Here is a 19,366-nt window from a genome sequence, read left to right as displayed (position 1 = left end):
TCTTTTTTTATAATAAATAATTATTAGGATGTAGATTATGGATACACATATTATTGAAGAAGGATTAGTTAAAATAGAAGTACCTGATTTTGAAAAAGTATCTGCAAAAGCACCTGTTTTTTATAATCCAGTAATGGAAATGAATAGGGATATTTCTGTTGCAGTCATTAACCAGTATAGAAAAGAAGTAGATCATGATATTAGTATATGTGATGCTTTTGGTGGAACAGGTATTAGGGGAGCAAGATATTCTAAGGAAATACATGGTGTGGAAAAAGTTGTTGTAGGTGATGTAAATCCATTAGCTGTTGAGATTTCTAAGAAAAATATGCAATTAAACAACATATCTAATGTTGAAGTTCAAAAAAATGATGCAAACATTTTATTACAATCAAATAAGGGATTGTTCGATGTTGTGGATATAGATCCCTTTGGAACACCTGCAATGTTTACACAATCAACTGCAGCTAATATACGACCTGGTGGGTTAATTTGTATTAGTGCTACTGATACATCAGCTTTATGTGGAACATACCATGATCCCTGTTTGAGAAAGTATGGTGCTAAACCTCTAAAAACAGAGTACTGTCATGAAAATGGTATTAGAATTTTAATAGCATTCATTTCAAGAAACTTAGCAGTTAACCAGAAATATTTACACGTACTATTTTCACATAGTACAGAACATTACATGAGAGTATATGCTATTGTAAAACGTGGAGGTAAAAAAACTAACAAGGCATTGGATAATATTGGTTTTATTGCACATTGTCCTAACTGTTTACATAGAGAAACTACGTATGGTTTTGCTCCTAAGATACCTCATACTTGTCCAGAATGTGGTGGGGAATATGATGTTGCAGGACCATTATGGTTAGGTAAAATATGGGATAAGGAATTTATTTATAATACTATGGAACTAGTAAAAAACTTGAATTTAAATAAAAAAGATGATCTTATGTCCTTGTTTGAAAAGTGTTATATGGAAGCTGATGGTCCTGTAACTTTCTATGATATTCATAAGATTTGTAAGAAATTAAAAATCAGTTCTCCTAAAATAAATGATGTTATGGATGAAATTAGAAATAGAGGCTATTTTATTTCAAGGACTCATTTCAAGTTAACTGGTATGAGAACAGACATGCCACTTGATGAACTTAAACAATTAATTTTAGATATAAAAGAAGATAAACTTGGACCTGAAAAATAGGGAAAATTTTTTCCTTAACTTTTTTTTTAATTTTTATGAGAGTATACAACATTCTTTTTCAATATTTTAACATGATTTTATTGTTATTATGTGTATAATTAGTAAGTATTTGATGATTTTTCTATAATGTAACTAATAAAATATAAGTAATAGGGCAAAATAATTGTTGCACACTATTATACAAAAAAAGAAATTTTAATAGTAGAAATTCTACTATTCATAATTTAACATATTATGTGTGTAATAATATTGTAATTCTGATGCATGTTGTATTTCATATGATCTATATGGATTGTTGAAATATGGGAATAATGATCCTGTTAGTGCATGCATAACTCCTCCAACATGTCCAAATTGTTTACAGCATACCTGATAATATAATGGGAATCCACATCCTGGATTTACAAATATACTTCCTTGACGGACAGTTCCATGCCATACTGTAGGTATAGGTCCTTCTTGGCCATGTTCTTTAGCCATTTCCATTACTCTTGCCCATGCATCTTCATAGTTATCAAAGATTTGACCATCTACTTTATAGTTCCATTTATCATCAGGAACACCATTAATTCCATAGTCAAGTACTTGATTCCAGTTAATATCTACCTGTGCTCCAGCCGTATCCATAAATGCCATTTCAATAATGTAAACTTCACCATTCATGAAGTTTCTATAGTTGGAACTTCCAGCATAATGTAAAACTATAGCACATTTAGAGTTTCGTTCCTCTGCATATTGTGCTAGGAGGTTTGCATGCACATGTTCTGGATACATGTCTGGATTTGCAATTTTAACGAATGCAAGTCTACCTAAAGGTTCAATATCACCTGTTGATTGTTCAGTTGAAACATATACAAAACCAATAAGTAGGAAAATGATAATAATAAATCCTATGTACCATTTCATTAATTTCACCATTTTTTTATTAGACTTGTTTAATTATCTATTTTTATAAATATTTATTATAATTTATATTTTTTTTTTAAACTTTATAATAATATGGACTATTTTAGTAATATTTCTTTGAGTTATTGATTATGTAAATCAATTATGTGAATATTAGGAGTTTTTTATAAATTAAATATATAATAATACTCTGATAATATTGTATTTATTTTACTATATTTTTAAACAAATCTTTTATTTATATTTCATATGTTGTAAATAATTGATTTTTTTCAAGATTTTAAATGTGTTTATTCAAAAACTATATAAAGGTTTGGTAATATAAAGTTGTATAATAATACCAAATAAAATATAAAAATGTATTAATAAGAAATATTTTTATTTCATTTATATATGGATTAATTAATATTACTTATAGTTGGGGTGATTATATGGATGAAATGTACACTGAATTTGATGCTGAACCAGAAAATATGATATTATCTATGGATGATTTAGATAAAAATATTCTAGAGTTATTAAGTGATGATGGTCGTAAATCATACAGAAAAATTTCCAGAGAATTAGGTGTTTCAGTAGGAACAGTACATAATCGTGTTGATAAATTAACAAAATCTGGTATAATAGATAAATTTGTTCCAGTTATAGATCATGAAAAACTTGGATATACATTAACAGCAATTATAGGTTTAGAAATAAAGGGTGGAACAGTAGCTTTCTTAACTGATAAAAAAGAATTTAAAGATAATTTGTTAGCAGTATATGATGTTACAGGACAATTTGATTGTATTATAATTGCTAAATTTAAAAATACTTTTGAATTAAATAAATTCATCAAATTATTACTTAATGAGGAAAATGTAATTAAAACATATACTCAAACTGTTTTAAACATAGTAAAAGAAGAATTAAATACTTCTATGATTAATTTTGAAGGATTATTATTTTATTAATAAAAGAAAAAATATTTTTTACTTTTTTCTATTAATTTATTTTATATTTTTTAATTATAAAAATTCATATTTTCTTATAATACATATTTTTTCACAGGATTATAATTAGTATTATAATGATATTTTAAGAAGATTACATGAAAAAAGTATATTTTACATTTTTAATAAAAACTATTAATAGAAACAGAGGGAGTTATAAATAATGACAGTTTCAGAATTTCCAGATACTCAGGATAAACAACCATCCATTCCAATATCACTAACAAGAGTTGGAGTAACAGGTGTAAAGAAATTAATAAAAATAAAAAGAGAAGATAAACGTCCTATTATTCTAATACCAACATTTGATGCTTTTGTAGATTTACCTAGTACTCAGAAAGGAGTACACATGTCTAGAAATCCAGAAGCTATATCTGAAATTGTTGATGAGGCTGCAAATCAATCGGAAATTCATCTTGAAAATATATGTGCAAATCTTGTAAAAAGATTACTTGAAAAACATGAATATGCATTACATGCAGAAACAGAGGCAAGGGGAGAATATATTATAAATAAATTATCTCCAGTATCTAAAAGAAAAACACAGGAAACAACACATATCATAGCAAGAGCAATTGCTATGAAAGATGATGAGGGTAATATTTCTGTTAGAAAAATGATTGGTGCAGAAGTTATTGGAATGACTGTATGTCCATGTGCACAAGAATCTGTTGAAAAGGATTCTAAAGATAAATTACTGGAATTTTTAGATGAAGAAACTACACAAAAAGTGTTGGATGTAGTAACATTTGCTTCTCATAATCAAAGGGGTGTTGGGACAATACTTCTTGAAGTACCAGAAAAACAAGATGTTAATGTGGATGATTTAATAAAAATAATACAGGATGCTATGAGTTCTCCTGTTTGTGAAATATTAAAACGTCCAGATGAAAATAGAATTGTAACAAATGCACATCAAAATCCAGTATTTGTTGAGGATTGTGTAAGAAACATGGTAATAGGATTACTTGAAAAATATCCTAATTTACCTGATGATTCTGTAGTTACAATTAAACAAGTAAATCAAGAAAGTATTCATCAACATAATGCTTATGCTGAAAAAGTTGCATCTTTTGGTAAATTACGAGAAGAAAATAAGGAGTAGATAATATGGAAGTAATGGAAGTATCACGTAAAATTATGGATTATCTTGATGCATTTAAAGGTTCAAAACCTGTTGTTCATAATTCAGAAGCAATGATTATACGTGGAAAATCAGCAACTAAATTAAAACCTGAGGAAATTGTACCTAAATTAGAAGAATTATTTAAAGAATTAAATATTGAAAAAATTGAAATTAATTCTGAAAGGGCTCGTATTTTAACAAATCAAGTTGATCAAACATTTAGAAATACTACAGAAGTTTTTGATGAATCTAATGGTATTGCAGGTATTGAAAAATTAAAACATACTTTTGAAATCACTGGATTTGAAGCTGATTATCTAGTTGGACAGTTGGAAGATATGGCAATCTATGTTGTCATGTGGTTAGATAAGTCTGGTTTTGGACCAATGTTTGTTGAAGCTATGGTTGTAAAATTACATTCATTAGATGAATAGTTTTCATCTTTCCTATTTTTTTTATTCTATTTTTCGAGGTGATATTTTTGAATCAATTATCAAAACAAGAAGCTAGAAATATTTTAGATTATGATATATTTGATATACTTAACATAATAAAAAAAATCAATATAAATAAGACAAATAAGAATATTACATATTCTAGAAATATTTTTCTACCTCTAACACACATCTGTCAAAATAATTGTGGATACTGTACATTTAAACAAACACCACAAGAAGCAGATTTTTTATTAATGGATAAAGTGGAGGTACTTTCAACAATTAAAAAATCTATGAAATATGGTTGTACAGAAGCATTATTCACATTTGGGGAATCAGCAGATAAAAATGAATTAATTCAAGAAAAACTATCACGATATAATTATGAATCAATGGTAGATTACCTATATGATTTATCAAAAGAGGCTCTAAATAACTATAATATTCTACCACACACAAATATGGGCATAATATCAAGGGATGAGTTATATAAATTATCACAAGTAAATGCATCAATGGGGCTGATGCTTGAAACAACAAATGAAAAACTATTAAAAACAATAGTACATAGGGACAGTCCAGGTAAAAATCCAAAGAAAAGAATAGAATTCATTGAAAATGCTGGAAAAGAAAACATTCCATTTACAACAGGATTACTAATAGGTATAGGTGAATCAAAAAATGATAGAATAGATTCTCTTCTTAAAATAAGAGAAATACAAGATCAATATGGACATATTCAGGAAATAATACTTCAAAACTTCAAACCAAAAAGTGGAATACCTATGGAAAATCATCCAGAACCACCACTTGTTGATTTAATTAAATTAACATTAGTTGCAACTTTGATGTTTCCAGATATTAGTATTCAAATACCACCAAATCTAAATCAGAAATTAATATCATTGTTTGCATTTATGGGAGCCGATGATGTTGGGGGAATATCACCTCTAACAATGGATTATGTTAATCCAGAGAGTAAATGGCCAAAAATTAAAGAATTAGAATATGAACTAAATTCAATAAATTATAATTTAGTGGAAAGATTACCAGTATATGATAAGTACATTGATGAAACTTATTTAAAAAAAGAAGTTTATGAAAAAGCATTGAAACTTCAAAAAAGAATTAAAAATTAAAGTACTCTAATATCAACAACTGTATGATGAACTCCTGGTGAATATTTTTTAATACTACGTTTGTTTAGAACTTCAATATCACGTCCCTGCTTTTTAGCAGCGAGTTTCACTCTTTCAACTGGTCGTTTAAATAGAATAGGTTCAGGTGTAGATTCATGATAATGAATTATACCACCATTTTTAAGATAAGTTATTGCACTATCAAGATAATGATGTGTAGTACCAATATATCCCATCATGATTCTATCAGCAACATGATCAAATTCTTGGTTATTACAATCACCAAGAATAGGTTCTACAATATCTTCAACCTTATTTAACTTGATATTCTCACATAATAGATTATAAGAATTGGGATTAATTTCCACTGCATATATTTTTTTTGGATTAGAATGTAGAGCCATTGGAATTGTAAAGTATCCAATTCCTGCAAACATATCAATAATAGTTTCATTATCCTCTGGTAATTTACTCATCCTAAGTCTTTCACCAGTATTTCCCTTAGACCACATTACCTTTGCAACATCAATTGCATATTTACAATAATTTTCCTTATGAATAGTTCTAGTACCTTCACCATATATCATTTCAATTTCAGGTTCCCTTTTTTGTCCATGTATATGTCCAATTTTAATAATTCTATTGATATATGGAAGTTTTACTATTTCATCAATATCTTCTGGTACTTTCTTAACAACTAATATGTCTCCAATTAATTTCCCTTTCATTATTATCCCATTCTATTTTTTATTATATATGTACACCCATATAATTTATTAATTCAATTAAATCCTCAAATGCCATTAATTCCTGTTTTAGAACATCATTCTTACTTAATGTTCCACTCATTTCACCATCAGCAGTTAACATATCTGGTCCACGATGTATTAATCTGAATTTACCATCACTTCTAAATATTTTCTCAGCAACAAGGTCATGAACATAACATCTTCCAGGTATAATTACAGTATCCTTCACTTCATTTAAATCTATTTCTCTTAAATCATGTTCAGTAATTAAACATGCAATCTCTTGAGATGTACTAACTACATTAACATAATCTGCAGCATTGAGATTTTCAAGAATCTTCTCAATATAGGGAGCAGATATTTTACTTGTAACAATAGTAGCTTCAGCTCTTACTGGTGTAAGTATTTCAAGGTACTCTTTATTTTTATCTTTGGATAATGCATATGGTGCATCAGTTTCAGGATCACAAACTGGTGTTCCTGTAACACGTAAATTATAATTTTTAGCAGTTTCTCTTACAAGATTTTCAAATTCTGTCAGTGTTTGTTCTTTTATTCCTGGAATTATAGGACCATTATTAAGAATAAGACCTTGATTTGCAGTGTTTGCAAATCGCATTAAAATTAATGCTTTAGCTCCCCATGATTCTAAATCAGCACAGGTTTTAGCCAGTATGTCTCCATCATTTACTCCTGGTATTATAATTGATGCTGCATGAACATCGCAACTTTCACAAAAACGCTTCAATGCTTGAATAGACACATCTGCTGTAGGGTCATGCATCCATTTTTCACGAAGCTTTGCATCTGTGGAAAATGCAGTGTAGGTAGTTTCAATAACTCCATTGTTAATGAGTTTATCAACTGTTGATACATCATCTATTCCTTTTCCACTAGTATAACCTAGATGAATAGGTAGACCCATATCATGTATTCCTTTAGTTAATTCAAGTAAATGAGGATAACAACTAACATCACCATCTCCTGTGATATTAACCAGTGTATCTTTAGGAAGTCTTGTTTGAAAAATATTAGTTTGTAGTGAGGATAATACTTGATATGGTGGGAAATAATCCCTTGTCATATTAGTATCTGTTGTACAATGTGGACAACCAATTTGTCCTGGTGGACAGTTTTTACAACCTAATACCTTTTTTTGTGTAACTTTTTTGAAATAACAGTATTCACAAAAACCTCTACAGTTTTTTCCTGGTATTCCTCCAACATCGGCCATAATTTGCATAAATATTTATTTCTAAATTATATATTTTAATAGTATCGATAGAATATTCATGGATAAATAATATTTTTTTAGGAAAATAAGATATTATTTCACGTATTTTGGAATATATTCTCTTCAAATTCTTTTGTTAATCATTATAATATTAATTCAAATGAATTTAAATTAGTAATACTTTTAAATATATTTTAAAAATAATTTTAAATAATAATATAATGGATGTAATCCATATCTATATAGTATATATGATAATATTTTGAGAACATATTAATCAAAGGTTGCATGATAGAAATGATTGGAAAAAATACACATATAGTTGACTGTAGGGAAACACGCGGAATAGGTGAAGGTGGTGGAATTGCTCAGCGTGGAACATATGCACAATGTGGGGATGAATTACTTGCTGTTGCAATGTCTCCAGGACGTAGACATATTACAAAACCAGTTTGTGAAATAACATTTGCTCTAAGAGAATCAAATATTCAAACAAGTACCTTGGTTCTTAATGCAGGTTCTGGAGTACCAAAAGACACGCCTAGTGGTGGAGGACAAGGTTTATTTGGTGTAACTCCTAAGGAAATTTCCCAGATGAGTAGACATAATATTGTATTGTTCCATTTTGGAGGAGTAAAAAATCATATAATATACAAGGCAAAACATGCTCTTAAACATATTAATAAACCTGTTATTATTATAGCACAATATCCATTGGATTTTGAAGATTTTGCAAAAATAGGAGTAAATACTGTTGCAGTAAAACCTGAAAAATCTGAAACACAGGGTACTATTGTTGAACTCATAACTGATGTTATTCGTGGAGAATCATGTACTCAAGAGAAATTAGATGAAATAATAAATAAAGTGGAAACATCCATTGTAAAATATACTAAGTAATTTGGAGAAATTATATGGAAATTTTCAACATGTTTTTAGTTATTTTAATGGGATTATTTGCAATTATTGCAGGAATATTTGAAGATTTAGAATCTGATGTAGCATCAACTAGTAATCCAAATTCACAAGTACAACTTGCACCACAAATAGGTAATTTACATAAATTATTTAATAGAGCAGTTTCTGGTGAACCATTACTTGTTGGTTCAATGGCTACAATATCTGGTGCAGTAGCATACACATTAATATATATACACCAACCAGTTTTATTAGTACTTATAATATCTTCACTTGTTGCTACAATAGTTCAAGTAATATTTTCCATTACTTCATACATGGGTCGTATAACAAGCCAAGCTTTATATAATCAACCATTATTCATGGACATGCTATATAAACACATTCCTACAAGTGCAGCACATGCATTTATAAGCTTATTTTCAATTACAACACTGTCTTACATCATGGTTTATTCATTAACACAACCTATACAAGTAGCTCTACCTATAGTAACATTCTTTGTGGGAATAATGTTAGGTTCTATTGGTTCTGCTGTAGGAGATATATTTTATGGTGCTGAAAAATTATATCAACATCATGAATTTGGAAGTGGAATTCCAGTTTCTGTAAATGGGCATATAACAACAAAATCAGCTCTAGGTTCAGAAAATTCTATTGACATGGCAAAGTTCTGTTCTAAATTTGGTGGACCTATCTCTGGTTTATGTTTTGGAATTATCATCTTTCTGAATTTCTGGACATTTTTAGTATTTGGAATTGTTGGAGGATTAATAGTAGGATTAATATTGGTTATTTTTTTAATAATACTAAATTATGTATTGGAACGAAATGCACGTTTAATATATGGAAAATATGGGGAATAATAATGATATTTGAATTATTAATTAGTATAATAATAGGATCTACATTAATAGGATTTGGAGTTCATTTTATACCTGTAGGTGGAGCACCAGCAGCATTATCTACAACTGCTGGAGTACCTACAGGAGCACCTATGATAACTATTGGTATGGGAATTACAGGAATACTTTCAGCTCTTTCAATGACGGGTCAGTCAGAAATAGTAATAATTCTATCAGGAGCAATAGGTTCAATGCTTATGATGGCTGTAACAATGTTTTTTTCAAATATGATACATGTTTATGGGGTAGGTGTTCCATTGGCATCTTCAAACTTTGAAAGGGATCCAATTACAGGTTTTAAACAGGAAGAATATGTAAGTCCTGGAACAACAGGTCATGGAATACCAACAGTTTCATTTATAAGTGGGGTTATTGGAGCATTATTTGGAGGAATTGGTGGAAGTTTGGCATTTTGGGCAATTTATAATTATATATTGGGAAATTGTCATCTTTCATCAATCTACACAAATTCTATTTCAGCAATACTTGCAGTAATGTTATTTTTTATTATTGCAGTAGTAGCATCATACAATATTGGTGGTACAATACAAGGATTTTATGATAAGAAATTTAGGAAAAAAATAGTTTCAGGTACATTTTCATGTTTTTTAATATCAATATTCTTGGCTATTATTTATATGATAATATTGGGTGGAATTTAAATGGCTGATGATTTAATACCTTCTCAGATAATAATTTTAAGTTCTATTGTTGGCGGATTAATTTGTATAGCACTAAGTAGTATACCTGTGGTTGGTGGTATTTTTTCAATTATTGCAACAATATTAGGTGTTATTTGTGGAACAAATACACTTAGACACATAGGAAAATATAGTTTAGGTACTGGAGTTCCATCAATAGTTTATATGTTAACAGCAGCAGGACTTGTTAGTATGATATGTGGTGTAATGATATCAAGAATAATTAATCAAAATTTATTATATCCAATATTTAGTATGATAATAGCAATGATAATTGCTTTTGTAATTTCACTCATGTGTACACATATCTTCAAAATACAAGTTGAAATATTAAGAAAATCATTCATAACATTAACAATTGCAACAGTAATATCAATTATTGGAATGTCTACATTGATAGTTTCATCCTCTGATATTATGTTAATCTATTCAAATGTAATTAAAAATGGACTTATAATTATATTAATGATATTATCAGTCATGGCAATACAAAATCCATATAATTCTTGTATGGGACCAAATGAAGATCAGTATAGAACATTATCATTATCCTTATCCAATGCATTTTTAATGCTTATAATAATTTCAATTATTAGTATTTTAAATAGTTCATACTGGTATATTTACATTATAATATCAATTATTGGATGGTTAGTTTCATTTAAATTATATATTAAATATACAAAACAGCAAGCTGCACTAATAAAATGGTCTGGACTATGGCCTAATAATGATGAAGGGGGAATATAATTGGTAGATACAACAGCAGTTATAATTGATGATGATTTAGTTTTAGATGTTAATAATGGTATAATAGGAACAAAAGATAATAATCAAAAACAACATCTTCCATTTGATGATCTGGTAGAAAAAATAGATACTCTGGAAGTGGCAATTAATAATCTAGAATCATCATTAGATCCTAGAACAACATCTAATCTATCACAACCTGGAAGAGAAGGAATATATGAAAAAGCAGGATTAATTACAAACATTGTAATTGGTGTGATTATAGCATTAGTTTTCATACTTTTATTAGTATAAAATAAGGGGAGATTATATGGCAGATAAAAAAGAAGTTATTCAAAATTGGCCCTTAGAAACTGGAGATTATGCAGTGGGAAATGTTGAAAGTCCAGTAGCAGTAGTCTCTCTAGGTTCTAATATGAATGATGAATTGGTAGCTGCAGGGGCTGCAATTTCAGGACCATTACACACAGAAAACTTGGGAATAGAAAAGGTTGTTGCAAATATAATATCAAATTCAAACATACGTTATGTTCTTATATGTGGATCTGAGGTTCAAGGACATATTACTGGTAAAACAGTTGAAGCTTTATATGAAAATGGTATTGATGAAGAGAAAAAATCAATTATTGGTTCTCCTGGAGCTATTCCATTCGTTGAAAACTTACCAGTAGAAGCTGTTGAAAGATTCCAAAAACAAGTTTCTATTGTTAGTATGATAAATAATGAGGATGTTAGTGAAATATCATCTAAAATAGATGAATGTATTAGTAATGATCCTGGAGCATATGATGAAGATGCAATGATTGTTGAATTTAATGAAACACCTGAAGAGGAGTTTGAAGTTGATGAAGTCACATTTTCTGATGATTCAGCAGTTGATTTAGCATCAATAGTTCTACTTGAGGTTGAAAATCGTATAAGTATGATGAATAATGAAATAAAACAAATTGCTTCTTTAGAAAAAATATCTTCAGGATATTATGCTGGAAAAATAGAAGGTATAGTTATTGGATTTATTTTAACATTGGTTTTTCTTATAATTATTATTCAAGGTTTGTGAGTAAATGATATTAGATAATATAGGTAAGTTAGTTGAATCTATAGAATATAAATCTCAGCTAATTGGAAGAAAAGAAAGATTAGTTTGTGGTGTTGAAAAAACACGTTTTAAAGGAATTCTCATAGGATTTATAATAACCTTGTTTATAGTGGGTTTACCATTTATTTCATATTATAGGGGAGGATTTTAGTGGGAAATGATTCAAAAAAGGATATTGAAGATATTAATAATAGATTAGATAGTCTAGAGCAAAAATTAGAGGAATCTCATGGTGAATTTTCTCAAAATTATGGAAAAAGTATAGGACGAGATATTGGAATATTATATGGTGTGGTCTTAGCATTATTAGTAGTTATTATTTTAATGAAATTTCATATAATTTAGAAAAAGGTATTATTTAAAGGTGGGTTTATGTTTAAATTTGAAAAAAAACAAGAAGTATTCGATATTTATGGTGTAAAGGTAGGTGGACAACCTGGTGAATATCCAACAGTACTTGCTGGAACTATCTTTTATGCTGGACATAATATTATTAGTGATGAGAAAAAAGGAATTTTTGATAAGGAAAAAGCAGAGACTTTATTAAATACTATGGATGAAATGACTGATAAAACAGGAAATCCTAATATTGTTCAAATATTTGGTGCAACTAGTGATGCAATAATAAAATATATTGACTTTGTAACATCTATTAGTGAATCTCCATTTTTAATAGATTCAACATCTGCACAGGCACGTATAGCAGGTTCAAAATATGTAACAGAATCTGGTCTTGCAGAAAGAACAATCTACAATTCAATTAATATGTCAATTGATAATGAAGAAATTGATACATTAATAAATTCTGATATAACCTCTTCAATAATTCTTGGATTTAATCCAACACAACCTGGTGTTGATGGGAAAATAAAACTATGGGATGATGGTGCTGGAGTTTTAGATAAGGGTTTACTTGAAATTGCAGATGACTGTGGAATAATTAAACCATTGATGGATGTTGCTGTTACACCTCTAGGTCAAGGTGGAGGTTCTGCAGTAAAAACAACATTTAAGGAAAAAAGTATATGGGGTTATCCTGCTGGTAGTGGAATTCATAATGTTCCATCAGCATGGGAATGGATAAAACAATATAAAAAGGAATATCCAGAAGTATGGCCTGTATGTGATATTGGTGCAAATATAGTTCAGCAAATGGTTGGTGGGGACTTTGTATTATTTGGACCTATTGAAAATACAAGAAAAGCATTTACTGCATGTGCAATGACTGATATGTTTATTGCAGAGGCTAATGAAGCTATTGGAATAAATGCTGTAGATTCTCATCCATATAAAAATTTATTATGATACTATGTCAATAGAAAAAGTTACAATACCTAGTATTTCTTCAAGTAAGATGGGTAAAGAGTTTTACACAGTCTTATCTGTTGAACTTGGAAATACTACTATAAAATCTATTATTATTACAACTAATATTAAAACAAATAAGAGTTATGAATTAAATAAATGTGTGGATTTAACTAGAAATGTTGATAATCCTGGAGACTCTGAAGAAGTATTTGGTCATACTATTTGGAACAAACCTTTATCAGGTCAAGTTATAGAAAAAGCTGTTTCTAGAATAATAAAAAAATCACTTAGTGAAGTAGGCTTGGATGTTAGTGACTTGGATTTTGTTGTAAGATCAACTGGTGTTGTTGCTCTTTCTTCTTTATCATATCACATGGATGTTATTATAAAGTCATTATCTAATGGTTGTCTTAATGCTGGAATTAAACCATCACAAATGATGGCTCCCTTTTCTATTAATAACATTCCAGAACATATTCGTAAATCTTCTTTTTTTAATAATATTAAATTTGATGGATCTATTGTGGGAGTAGCTTCTCCAAAGAAAACTGGTGTTGTATCTAATGAAATGGAAAGTCAACTTGTTACTGCAGGTATTAAGCTAGCAAGTAAAAGTTCAACTGTTGATTATAGAAATCCTGTTATATCTATTGATATGGGAACAACACTTGCAGGAGAAGTAGTTGATGATTCAAAACCATATGGTAAGTTAGTATGTAATTATATTGGATTGGCTGGTGGAATATCTGATATTATATTAAGGGGGTGTGATGTTATTGAAGATAATATGTCTACAATTGATATTGCAAATAATCAAAATAACATTCAATTTAATGAAGATATTCTTCATAAACATACAATTAAATTACATGAATTTATTGATATTATGAAAGTTCCCAAAAATCTTGATGAATTTGGACAAGTTATAGATTTAACATTACAAAAACAAGAAAATATCAATATCATTGGTTCAAGAATAAATAATTCTAAAAAACTAATAACAACATTCAACAACATAACACAAGACTATACAAATTCTGAAATTTTACTTCAAATTGATGATATGTATGCATATTTTATTAAAAGACTCATAGACCAAACAAGTAAATTAAATATAATTCAACCAAAAACAACTTTGGGAATAACAGGAAGGGCTGGAATAACTGGATACAAACCATATTTCATAGAAAAGTATCTGAATAATAGCTTTGATAATATATTATTTACACCAGATGGACTAGCACTTGGGGCACTAATGATGGCAAGATGTATGAATTCCCTTGGAACACCTATAAATCCTGTTGGTGGAAGTAGAGGTGGTATGTGCATAATGCAACAAAGAATAAAACTTTCTAAAAAAAGATAAAAAAAGAAAAAATGATTTTAGTAGGAATGGTTATTAGCCATTTCTTCTAATCTTTGAATCCTATCTGCTGTAGATGGATGTGTTGAAAATAAGTTTTGTAATTTACTTCCAACACCACTTAATGGATTCATAATAAACATATGAGCATCAGTTGACTTAGCATCCATCAGGGGATCATTGATGTTTCCAAATTCTAATTTTCTAAGAGCATTAGCTAATGCTAATGGATTACCAGATATTTGAGCACCAGTAGCATCGGCTTTATATTCTCTAGATCTACTAATAGCTAACTGAACAATTGTTGCTGCAATAGGTCCTACTATTGACATTAATACAGCACCAATTATATTACCAGCATCATCATCAGATGCAAAAAACATTGCATATCTTCCATAACTAGCAATAGCAACGATCATACCAGCAACAGTTGCAGCTACAGAGCTAATAAGAATATCTCTATTTTTAACGTGTCCTAATTCGTGTGAAATAACTCCACGTAATTCTTCTTCATCAAGAATATTTAAAATACCTGTAGTCACTGCTACTACTGCATGTTGTTGGTTACGTCCTGTTGCAAATGCATTTGGAGTACTTGTTTCTATAATTGCTACTTTTGGTTTTAAAATATTAGCATTTGCTGCTAATTCACCAACAATTCTATGTAAGTTTGGAGATTCTGCTTCTGTTACTATTCTTGCATTGTATGATGAAAGTGCAATTTTATCAGAATAGAAGTAGGACACAAAATTCATGATTATAGCAAAGATTAAACCAAGTAAAATACCAAGTCCACCTAGTCTGAATATTGATCCTATAAATCCACATACAACTACAAGAACTGCTGATAAGAATCCAAGTAAAATTACTGTTTTTAAATTTTCTAACATACTCTTCTTTTCCTATATTGTTTTTGTTTATTTAAATTCTTTTTAGAATATAATTTTCATTATTTATATAGATTATGTTTTAAATACTATTTATTTTATGTTTATATTAATTAATAGATAGAGATAAATATATACATTATAATAAATGGAGCTTTAATATGACAACTGCATTGATTATGGCTGGTGGAAAAGGTACTAGATTAGACTTAGATTATGAAAAGCCAATGGTTAAAGTCAATACAAAACCAATGATAAGTTATGTAATAGAAGCATTATCCTTTTCAACATATATTGATAAGATATTGGTGGCTGTAAGTCCAAATACTCCATGTACTGCAGATTATGTGAAAAAATATCCTGTTATTGTAGTAAAAACTAAGGGTCTAGGTTATATTGAGGACTTATCAGATATTCTTTCAAACAGAAAATATGTTGATGAGGATGAAGTAGTTATGACAATAGTTTCTGATTTACCATTTATCACATCAACTCAAATTGATGATGTGTTAGATAATTATTATGAAAGAAAAAAACCTGCTATGTGTGTATCAGTTCCAGCATATTTATTTGAGAAATATGGAATAACACCAACAATGGTTTATGAAGGATTGGTTCCAACAGGTGTTAATTTACTACTGGCAAATAACAAAGAACAAGATCAAACAATTTATGTATCAAAAAATATAGAACTGGCTTTTAACATCAATACACTTGATGATTTAGATTTATCTGAACATTATATTAAAAAAAGATGGTAGTTTAAATAAATTATATATACTTTTGAAAATAAATATACTATTTAATAATGTTTATCAATTAGGTAATATAAGATACGTTTAGGTGGACACATATGACAAATGAAAGGGAATTAATTAAAGGCGAAGAAAAATTATGGGCAGATATCCAAGGATATCAAGTGGCAACTAGTAGTGCACGTATTCTAGGTCAACTAGAAGAATTAACAATAGATGAAAAAACAGGTAAAATTACTAACATTATAATTAAAACTGAAACTGACAGAGCTGTTAATGTTAAAGGTGCTAAACGTAATGGTGATTTATTAGTTGTACCATTTGGTAAAGTTGAAAAAGTTGGAGAATTTATTATAATCTCTGGATAAGGGAAAAGATACATTATCTTTTTTTTACTTTTTTTAAGCATATTTGAGAATGTGCAACAATTATGTTTTAGTATTTTTTTAACAAGATTTTATTGTTATTATGTTTATATTTATCAAATATTCGTATAACATAGCTAATAAAATATATCCAATTAATAGGACAAAATAGTTGTCGCACACTTTATTCTCCATATTTTAGACTATTTTTTTATAAGAGATTATTTATTTACAAAAAGAGCATTTTTTACAAAAAGAGTAATTTATTTTATAGTTAATTACTTAACTTCTACATGGTTTAGATTTTTAAATATAAATCTGTAGGCTTTTTAACAGTTAAGTCATGAAAAACCAACAATATATAATAGTATGATTCATAATTTATTATATAACTTAGGGAATTAACTATATTTTTTGAATATTAGGGAATTATTATAAAAAAGAGTGAATGAAGAAATTTCACATTCCTTCCATACTCATATCCATTAAATTTTTGGTTTCTTTTGCTAATTCATCAGGTAATCCTTTAATATCAATATCAAGGAATCCTCTTACAATCATGGATGCTGCTTCTTCTTCAGTTAATCCTCTAGCCATTAAGTATTGAATTTCTTCTTCAGCTATTTTTCCAACTGCAGCTTCATGTGATAATTCCATATTTGTGGATTCTCCTCTAAGTTCTGGAACAGAATATATTTTTGATTCATCTGATAATATTAGACCCATACATTCAAGATGTCCTCTTACATCTGGTGACATACCTACTAAATCTCCACGTGTATAGATTGAAGATTGATCTTCAGATATTGCTCTGGTTATCATTTCAGATTGTGAATTTTTACCTTTTAGTATGGTTCTTGATCCTTGATCAATTACTGAGTCTTCTTTTCCTGCAAGAATAGATTGGAAAAATACTTTACAATTATCTCCATTTGCATATGCTGTAGGATATGATTGAAGATTTCTTACTGGATGTGCTAGTATGTAGTTGGATATGTATGTACTATTATCTTCCATTATAACTCCAGTTCTTGGTCGAACATCCACTTCTTTAGCCCAGTTATGTACCATTGTAAAGGTTACTTTTGCTCCTTTTTTAAGATAGAATTCAGAAACACCGATGTGTGCTGCATTATCAACATGTTTTGCAGTGGAACATCCAGTTATTATGTTTATTTCTGAATTTTCTTCTGCTATTATGATGTTATGTGCAGTTTGTCTTACTTCATCATCACCAATATACATACATGCTTGTACTGGTATGTCTAATTTAGTATTTGGTTGACTTCTTATGAAGTATCCACTTCTTGCACCAAGTTCTGTTGCTGCGGTATATTTGTCTGCATCTACTTGTACAGCTTTCCACATATAATCTTTTAACCAGTCGTATTTATCAAGTGCTTGTGCTGTTCCCATTACTTCTACTCCTGGAAACATGTTTTTTACAAATATTTCAGATTGGTCCATTTGTAAAAATGATGCAGCTCTATCTTCTTCTGTAGCATCTACACCAACACTTGTTAATGTTTCAAGATCTACTTTTTGTAGGTCTTCTAATGAATCAATATGTTCATGTGCATCTGTAGGTTCTGAATGGAATTCTGATAAGTCAACATCAGCACCTATTGCTGCTTTTTTATTTATAGCTTTTTCGGCTTTATCTTTTATTGATACCATGTTTATACATCTCCAAATCCAGATTCTCTGATTTTTTCTATTATTTCTTCAGGTTCACCTGTACGTGCTATTTTTCCATCAATTAACACATGTGCATGTGTAGCATTTACAAATCTAAGTATGTATCCAAGGTGTGTAATGAGTAATCCACCTTTTTGACTGTTTTCATTTTCTTGGTCAAGTAGGTTAATAATTTCCTTGGATATTAATTCAACATTTTCAATGTCTACTCCAGAATCTGGTTCATCAAACATTATTAGGTCTGGTTGTTGGGCTAATAGTTGTAGGAGTTCTGATCTTTTTACTTTTCCACCACTGAATCCAAGATTAACATCTCTTTCTAGGAAGTTTTCATTTAATTTAAGTCTTTTTCCTAGATTAATAACATCTTCTGTTAGTTTTTCGTCTTCTTTGTATTCATTTTTCTTGTCTACAAGTTTTATTAGGTCTTTTAATTTAACTCCACGTATTGATGGGGGATTTTGAAATGTTACTCCTAATCCTAATTTTATTCTTTCAGGAGTTTCTAAGTCTGTTATGTCTTGACCTTTGTATATTATTTTTCCATTTGTAACTTTATATTTTGGAAATCCAAGTATGGTCATAAATAGTGTACTTTTTCCTGCCCCATTTGGGCCAAGTAATACGTGTGTTTCACCTTCATCTATGTTAAGATTAACGCCTTTTAGTATTTTTTTTCCTTCTACTTCTACTTCTAAATCTGATATTTCAAGTAGCATTTCATCACCAAATATTGTAATTATAATACAATTATTATATCATAAAAAAATTTTATTTTTAATATCTAATTAAATATATTTTGAAATATATTTTTTTTAACTTTT

At 28.9% G+C, this 19,366-nt stretch carries 23 protein-coding genes; 17 read left to right on the top strand and 6 right to left on the bottom strand.

Annotation, left to right across the window (positions count from 1 at the left end; translation table 11 throughout):
- Window positions 1-37 precede the first annotated feature (37 nt).
- The gene (locus tag A9758_RS01770) at window positions 38-1,210 is read left to right on the top strand and encodes a tRNA (guanine(10)-N(2))-dimethyltransferase (RefSeq protein WP_011405901.1); all 1,173 of its coding nucleotides are present in this window, start codon (window positions 38-40) and stop codon (window positions 1,208-1,210) included.
- Between the two features lie 213 nt (window positions 1,211-1,423).
- Here A9758_RS01770 and A9758_RS01765 read toward each other — a convergent pair whose 3' ends face one another.
- The gene (locus tag A9758_RS01765) at window positions 1,424-2,116 is read right to left on the bottom strand and encodes a hypothetical protein (protein ID WP_011405902.1); all 693 of its coding nucleotides are present in this window, start codon (window positions 2,114-2,116) and stop codon (window positions 1,424-1,426) included.
- A 431-nt stretch (window positions 2,117-2,547) separates the two neighbouring features.
- Here A9758_RS01765 and A9758_RS01760 point away from each other — a divergent pair, with 431 nt between their 5' ends.
- The 4 genes from A9758_RS01760 (at window position 2,548) to cofG (ending at window position 5,810) form a co-directional block, all read left to right on the top strand.
- Complete coding sequence (locus A9758_RS01760) at window positions 2,548-3,069, top strand: Lrp/AsnC family transcriptional regulator (RefSeq protein WP_084759200.1); 522 nt, start codon at window positions 2,548-2,550, stop codon at window positions 3,067-3,069.
- Window positions 3,070-3,271: 202 nt separating this feature from the next.
- The gene (gene mptA, locus A9758_RS01755; protein ID WP_011405904.1) at window positions 3,272-4,213 is read left to right on the top strand and encodes a GTP cyclohydrolase MptA; all 942 of its coding nucleotides are present in this window, start codon (window positions 3,272-3,274) and stop codon (window positions 4,211-4,213) included.
- 5 nt (window positions 4,214-4,218) lie between these two features.
- Window positions 4,219-4,668 (top strand): DUF2120 domain-containing protein, encoded by a 450-nt coding sequence (locus tag A9758_RS01750; RefSeq protein ID WP_011405905.1) that lies wholly within the window; start codon window positions 4,219-4,221, stop codon window positions 4,666-4,668.
- A 38-nt stretch (window positions 4,669-4,706) separates the two neighbouring features.
- Window positions 4,707-5,810 carry a 7,8-didemethyl-8-hydroxy-5-deazariboflavin synthase CofG gene (gene cofG, locus A9758_RS01745; protein ID WP_011405906.1) on the top strand — a complete coding sequence of 368 codons (1,104 nt, stop codon included), beginning with the start codon at window positions 4,707-4,709 and terminating at the stop codon, window positions 5,808-5,810.
- Here the strand turns inward: cofG and A9758_RS01740 are convergent.
- Window positions 5,807-6,538 (bottom strand): class I SAM-dependent methyltransferase family protein, encoded by a 732-nt coding sequence (locus tag A9758_RS01740; RefSeq protein ID WP_011405907.1) that lies wholly within the window; start codon window positions 6,536-6,538, stop codon window positions 5,807-5,809. The two genes, cofG and A9758_RS01740, sit on opposite strands and share 4 nt — an antisense overlap.
- A 22-nt stretch (window positions 6,539-6,560) precedes the next feature.
- Window positions 6,561-7,802, bottom strand: a complete 1,242-nt coding sequence (gene mmp10, locus A9758_RS01735; RefSeq protein WP_011405908.1) for a methyl coenzyme M reductase-arginine methyltransferase Mmp10 — start codon at window positions 7,800-7,802, stop codon at window positions 6,561-6,563.
- A 288-nt stretch (window positions 7,803-8,090) separates the two neighbouring features.
- On the opposite strand from mmp10, the gene mcrC reads away from it, so the two are divergent.
- From mcrC to A9758_RS01685, 10 genes are read left to right on the top strand one after another with little or no spacing between them, the layout of a single operon-like run.
- A complete protein-coding gene (gene mcrC / locus A9758_RS01730; protein ID WP_048059684.1) occupies window positions 8,091-8,693 on the top strand; it encodes a methyl-coenzyme M reductase I operon protein C in 603 nt (200 codons plus the stop codon).
- A 14-nt stretch (window positions 8,694-8,707) separates the two neighbouring features.
- Window positions 8,708-9,577 carry a tetrahydromethanopterin S-methyltransferase subunit E gene (gene mtrE / locus A9758_RS01725; RefSeq protein ID WP_011405910.1) on the top strand — a complete coding sequence of 290 codons (870 nt, stop codon included), beginning with the start codon at window positions 8,708-8,710 and terminating at the stop codon, window positions 9,575-9,577.
- Between the two features lie 2 nt (window positions 9,578-9,579).
- A complete protein-coding gene (mtrD, locus tag A9758_RS01720) occupies window positions 9,580-10,278 on the top strand; it encodes a tetrahydromethanopterin S-methyltransferase subunit D (RefSeq protein ID WP_011405911.1) in 699 nt (232 codons plus the stop codon).
- Entirely contained in the window at window positions 10,279-11,067 is a 789-nt protein-coding gene (mtrC, locus tag A9758_RS01715; RefSeq protein ID WP_011405912.1) for a tetrahydromethanopterin S-methyltransferase subunit MtrC, read from the top strand.
- On the top strand, window positions 11,068-11,361 hold the full coding sequence (gene mtrB / locus A9758_RS01710; protein ID WP_011405913.1) for a tetrahydromethanopterin S-methyltransferase subunit MtrB: 294 nt from the start codon (window positions 11,068-11,070) through the stop codon (window positions 11,359-11,361).
- Between the two features lie 16 nt (window positions 11,362-11,377).
- Window positions 11,378-12,127, top strand: coding sequence for a tetrahydromethanopterin S-methyltransferase subunit A (gene mtrA, locus A9758_RS01705; RefSeq protein WP_011405914.1), 750 nt, complete (start codon window positions 11,378-11,380; stop codon window positions 12,125-12,127).
- Window positions 12,128-12,131: 4 nt separating this feature from the next.
- Window positions 12,132-12,317, top strand: a complete 186-nt coding sequence (gene mtrF, locus A9758_RS01700; RefSeq protein ID WP_011405915.1) for a tetrahydromethanopterin S-methyltransferase subunit F — start codon at window positions 12,132-12,134, stop codon at window positions 12,315-12,317.
- Window positions 12,317-12,511 (top strand): tetrahydromethanopterin S-methyltransferase subunit MtrG, encoded by a 195-nt coding sequence (gene mtrG, locus A9758_RS01695; protein WP_011405916.1) that lies wholly within the window; start codon window positions 12,317-12,319, stop codon window positions 12,509-12,511. The genes mtrF and mtrG overlap by 1 nt, the downstream gene beginning before the upstream one ends.
- Window positions 12,512-12,538: 27 nt before the next feature.
- Window positions 12,539-13,471: a tetrahydromethanopterin S-methyltransferase subunit H gene (gene mtrH / locus A9758_RS01690; protein WP_011405917.1), complete on the top strand. Its 933-nt coding sequence runs from the start codon at window positions 12,539-12,541 to the stop codon at window positions 13,469-13,471.
- Window positions 13,472-13,475: 4 nt separating this feature from the next.
- Window positions 13,476-14,840 (top strand): methanogenesis marker 14 protein, encoded by a 1,365-nt coding sequence (locus A9758_RS01685; protein ID WP_011405918.1) that lies wholly within the window; start codon window positions 13,476-13,478, stop codon window positions 14,838-14,840.
- Window positions 14,841-14,857: 17 nt separating this feature from the next.
- On the opposite strand, the gene A9758_RS01680 is transcribed toward A9758_RS01685, so the two are convergent.
- Window positions 14,858-15,727 carry a zinc metalloprotease HtpX gene (locus A9758_RS01680; RefSeq protein WP_011405919.1) on the bottom strand — a complete coding sequence of 290 codons (870 nt, stop codon included), beginning with the start codon at window positions 15,725-15,727 and terminating at the stop codon, window positions 14,858-14,860.
- Window positions 15,728-15,885: 158 nt separating this feature from the next.
- Between A9758_RS01680 and A9758_RS01675 the strand changes: the two genes are divergently transcribed.
- Together A9758_RS01675 and A9758_RS01670 are read left to right on the top strand one after the other, a co-directional pair.
- The gene (locus tag A9758_RS01675) at window positions 15,886-16,485 is read left to right on the top strand and encodes a GTP--adenosylcobinamide-phosphate guanylyltransferase (RefSeq protein ID WP_011405920.1); all 600 of its coding nucleotides are present in this window, start codon (window positions 15,886-15,888) and stop codon (window positions 16,483-16,485) included.
- 92 nt (window positions 16,486-16,577) lie between these two features.
- The gene (locus A9758_RS01670; RefSeq protein ID WP_011405921.1) at window positions 16,578-16,847 is read left to right on the top strand and encodes a PRC-barrel domain-containing protein; all 270 of its coding nucleotides are present in this window, start codon (window positions 16,578-16,580) and stop codon (window positions 16,845-16,847) included.
- 456 nt (window positions 16,848-17,303) lie between these two features.
- On the opposite strand, the gene A9758_RS01665 is transcribed toward A9758_RS01670, so the two are convergent.
- The gene (locus A9758_RS01665) at window positions 17,304-18,521 is read right to left on the bottom strand and encodes a SufD family Fe-S cluster assembly protein (RefSeq protein ID WP_011405922.1); all 1,218 of its coding nucleotides are present in this window, start codon (window positions 18,519-18,521) and stop codon (window positions 17,304-17,306) included.
- Between the two features lie 2 nt (window positions 18,522-18,523).
- Window positions 18,524-19,261, bottom strand: coding sequence for a Fe-S cluster assembly ATPase SufC (sufC, locus tag A9758_RS01660; RefSeq protein ID WP_011405923.1), 738 nt, complete (start codon window positions 19,259-19,261; stop codon window positions 18,524-18,526).
- Window positions 19,262-19,366: the final 105 nt, after the last annotated feature.

Origin of the sequence: Methanosphaera sp. A6, assembly GCF_001729395.1 — an archaeon.
Classification (GTDB): domain Archaea; phylum Methanobacteriota; class Methanobacteria; order Methanobacteriales; family Methanobacteriaceae; genus Methanosphaera; species Methanosphaera stadtmanae.
The sequence above is the reverse complement of the archived record's forward strand: the minus strand, read 5'-3'. Positions and strand labels throughout refer to the sequence as shown.

What these genes read in the sequence shown, in the direction of transcription:
- A9758_RS01770 (WP_011405901.1), top strand. Translation starts at nt 38, where the DNA reads ATGGATACACATATTATTGAAGAAGGATTAGTTAAAATAGAAGTACCT.
- A9758_RS01765 (WP_011405902.1), bottom strand. Translation starts at nt 2,116, where the DNA reads ATGAAATGGTACATAGGATTTATTATTATCATTTTCCTACTTATTGGT.
- A9758_RS01760 (WP_084759200.1), top strand. Translation starts at nt 2,548, where the DNA reads ATGGATGAAATGTACACTGAATTTGATGCTGAACCAGAAAATATGATA.
- mptA (WP_011405904.1), top strand. Translation starts at nt 3,272, where the DNA reads ATGACAGTTTCAGAATTTCCAGATACTCAGGATAAACAACCATCCATT.
- A9758_RS01750 (WP_011405905.1), top strand. Translation starts at nt 4,219, where the DNA reads ATGGAAGTAATGGAAGTATCACGTAAAATTATGGATTATCTTGATGCA.
- A9758_RS01740 (WP_011405907.1), bottom strand. Translation starts at nt 6,538, where the DNA reads ATGAAAGGGAAATTAATTGGAGACATATTAGTTGTTAAGAAAGTACCA.
- mmp10 (WP_011405908.1), bottom strand. Translation starts at nt 7,802, where the DNA reads ATGCAAATTATGGCCGATGTTGGAGGAATACCAGGAAAAAACTGTAGA.
- mcrC (WP_048059684.1), top strand. Translation starts at nt 8,091, where the DNA reads ATGATTGGAAAAAATACACATATAGTTGACTGTAGGGAAACACGCGGA.
- mtrE (WP_011405910.1), top strand. Translation starts at nt 8,708, where the DNA reads ATGGAAATTTTCAACATGTTTTTAGTTATTTTAATGGGATTATTTGCA.
- mtrD (WP_011405911.1), top strand. Translation starts at nt 9,580, where the DNA reads ATGATATTTGAATTATTAATTAGTATAATAATAGGATCTACATTAATA.
- mtrC (WP_011405912.1), top strand. Translation starts at nt 10,279, where the DNA reads ATGGCTGATGATTTAATACCTTCTCAGATAATAATTTTAAGTTCTATT.
- mtrA (WP_011405914.1), top strand. Translation starts at nt 11,378, where the DNA reads ATGGCAGATAAAAAAGAAGTTATTCAAAATTGGCCCTTAGAAACTGGA.
- mtrF (WP_011405915.1), top strand. Translation starts at nt 12,132, where the DNA reads ATGATATTAGATAATATAGGTAAGTTAGTTGAATCTATAGAATATAAA.
- mtrH (WP_011405917.1), top strand. Translation starts at nt 12,539, where the DNA reads ATGTTTAAATTTGAAAAAAAACAAGAAGTATTCGATATTTATGGTGTA.
- A9758_RS01685 (WP_011405918.1), top strand. Translation starts at nt 13,476, where the DNA reads ATGTCAATAGAAAAAGTTACAATACCTAGTATTTCTTCAAGTAAGATG.
- A9758_RS01680 (WP_011405919.1), bottom strand. Translation starts at nt 15,727, where the DNA reads ATGTTAGAAAATTTAAAAACAGTAATTTTACTTGGATTCTTATCAGCA.
- A9758_RS01675 (WP_011405920.1), top strand. Translation starts at nt 15,886, where the DNA reads ATGACAACTGCATTGATTATGGCTGGTGGAAAAGGTACTAGATTAGAC.
- A9758_RS01670 (WP_011405921.1), top strand. Translation starts at nt 16,578, where the DNA reads ATGACAAATGAAAGGGAATTAATTAAAGGCGAAGAAAAATTATGGGCA.
- A9758_RS01665 (WP_011405922.1), bottom strand. Translation starts at nt 18,521, where the DNA reads ATGGTATCAATAAAAGATAAAGCCGAAAAAGCTATAAATAAAAAAGCA.
- sufC (WP_011405923.1), bottom strand. Translation starts at nt 19,261, where the DNA reads ATGCTACTTGAAATATCAGATTTAGAAGTAGAAGTAGAAGGAAAAAAA.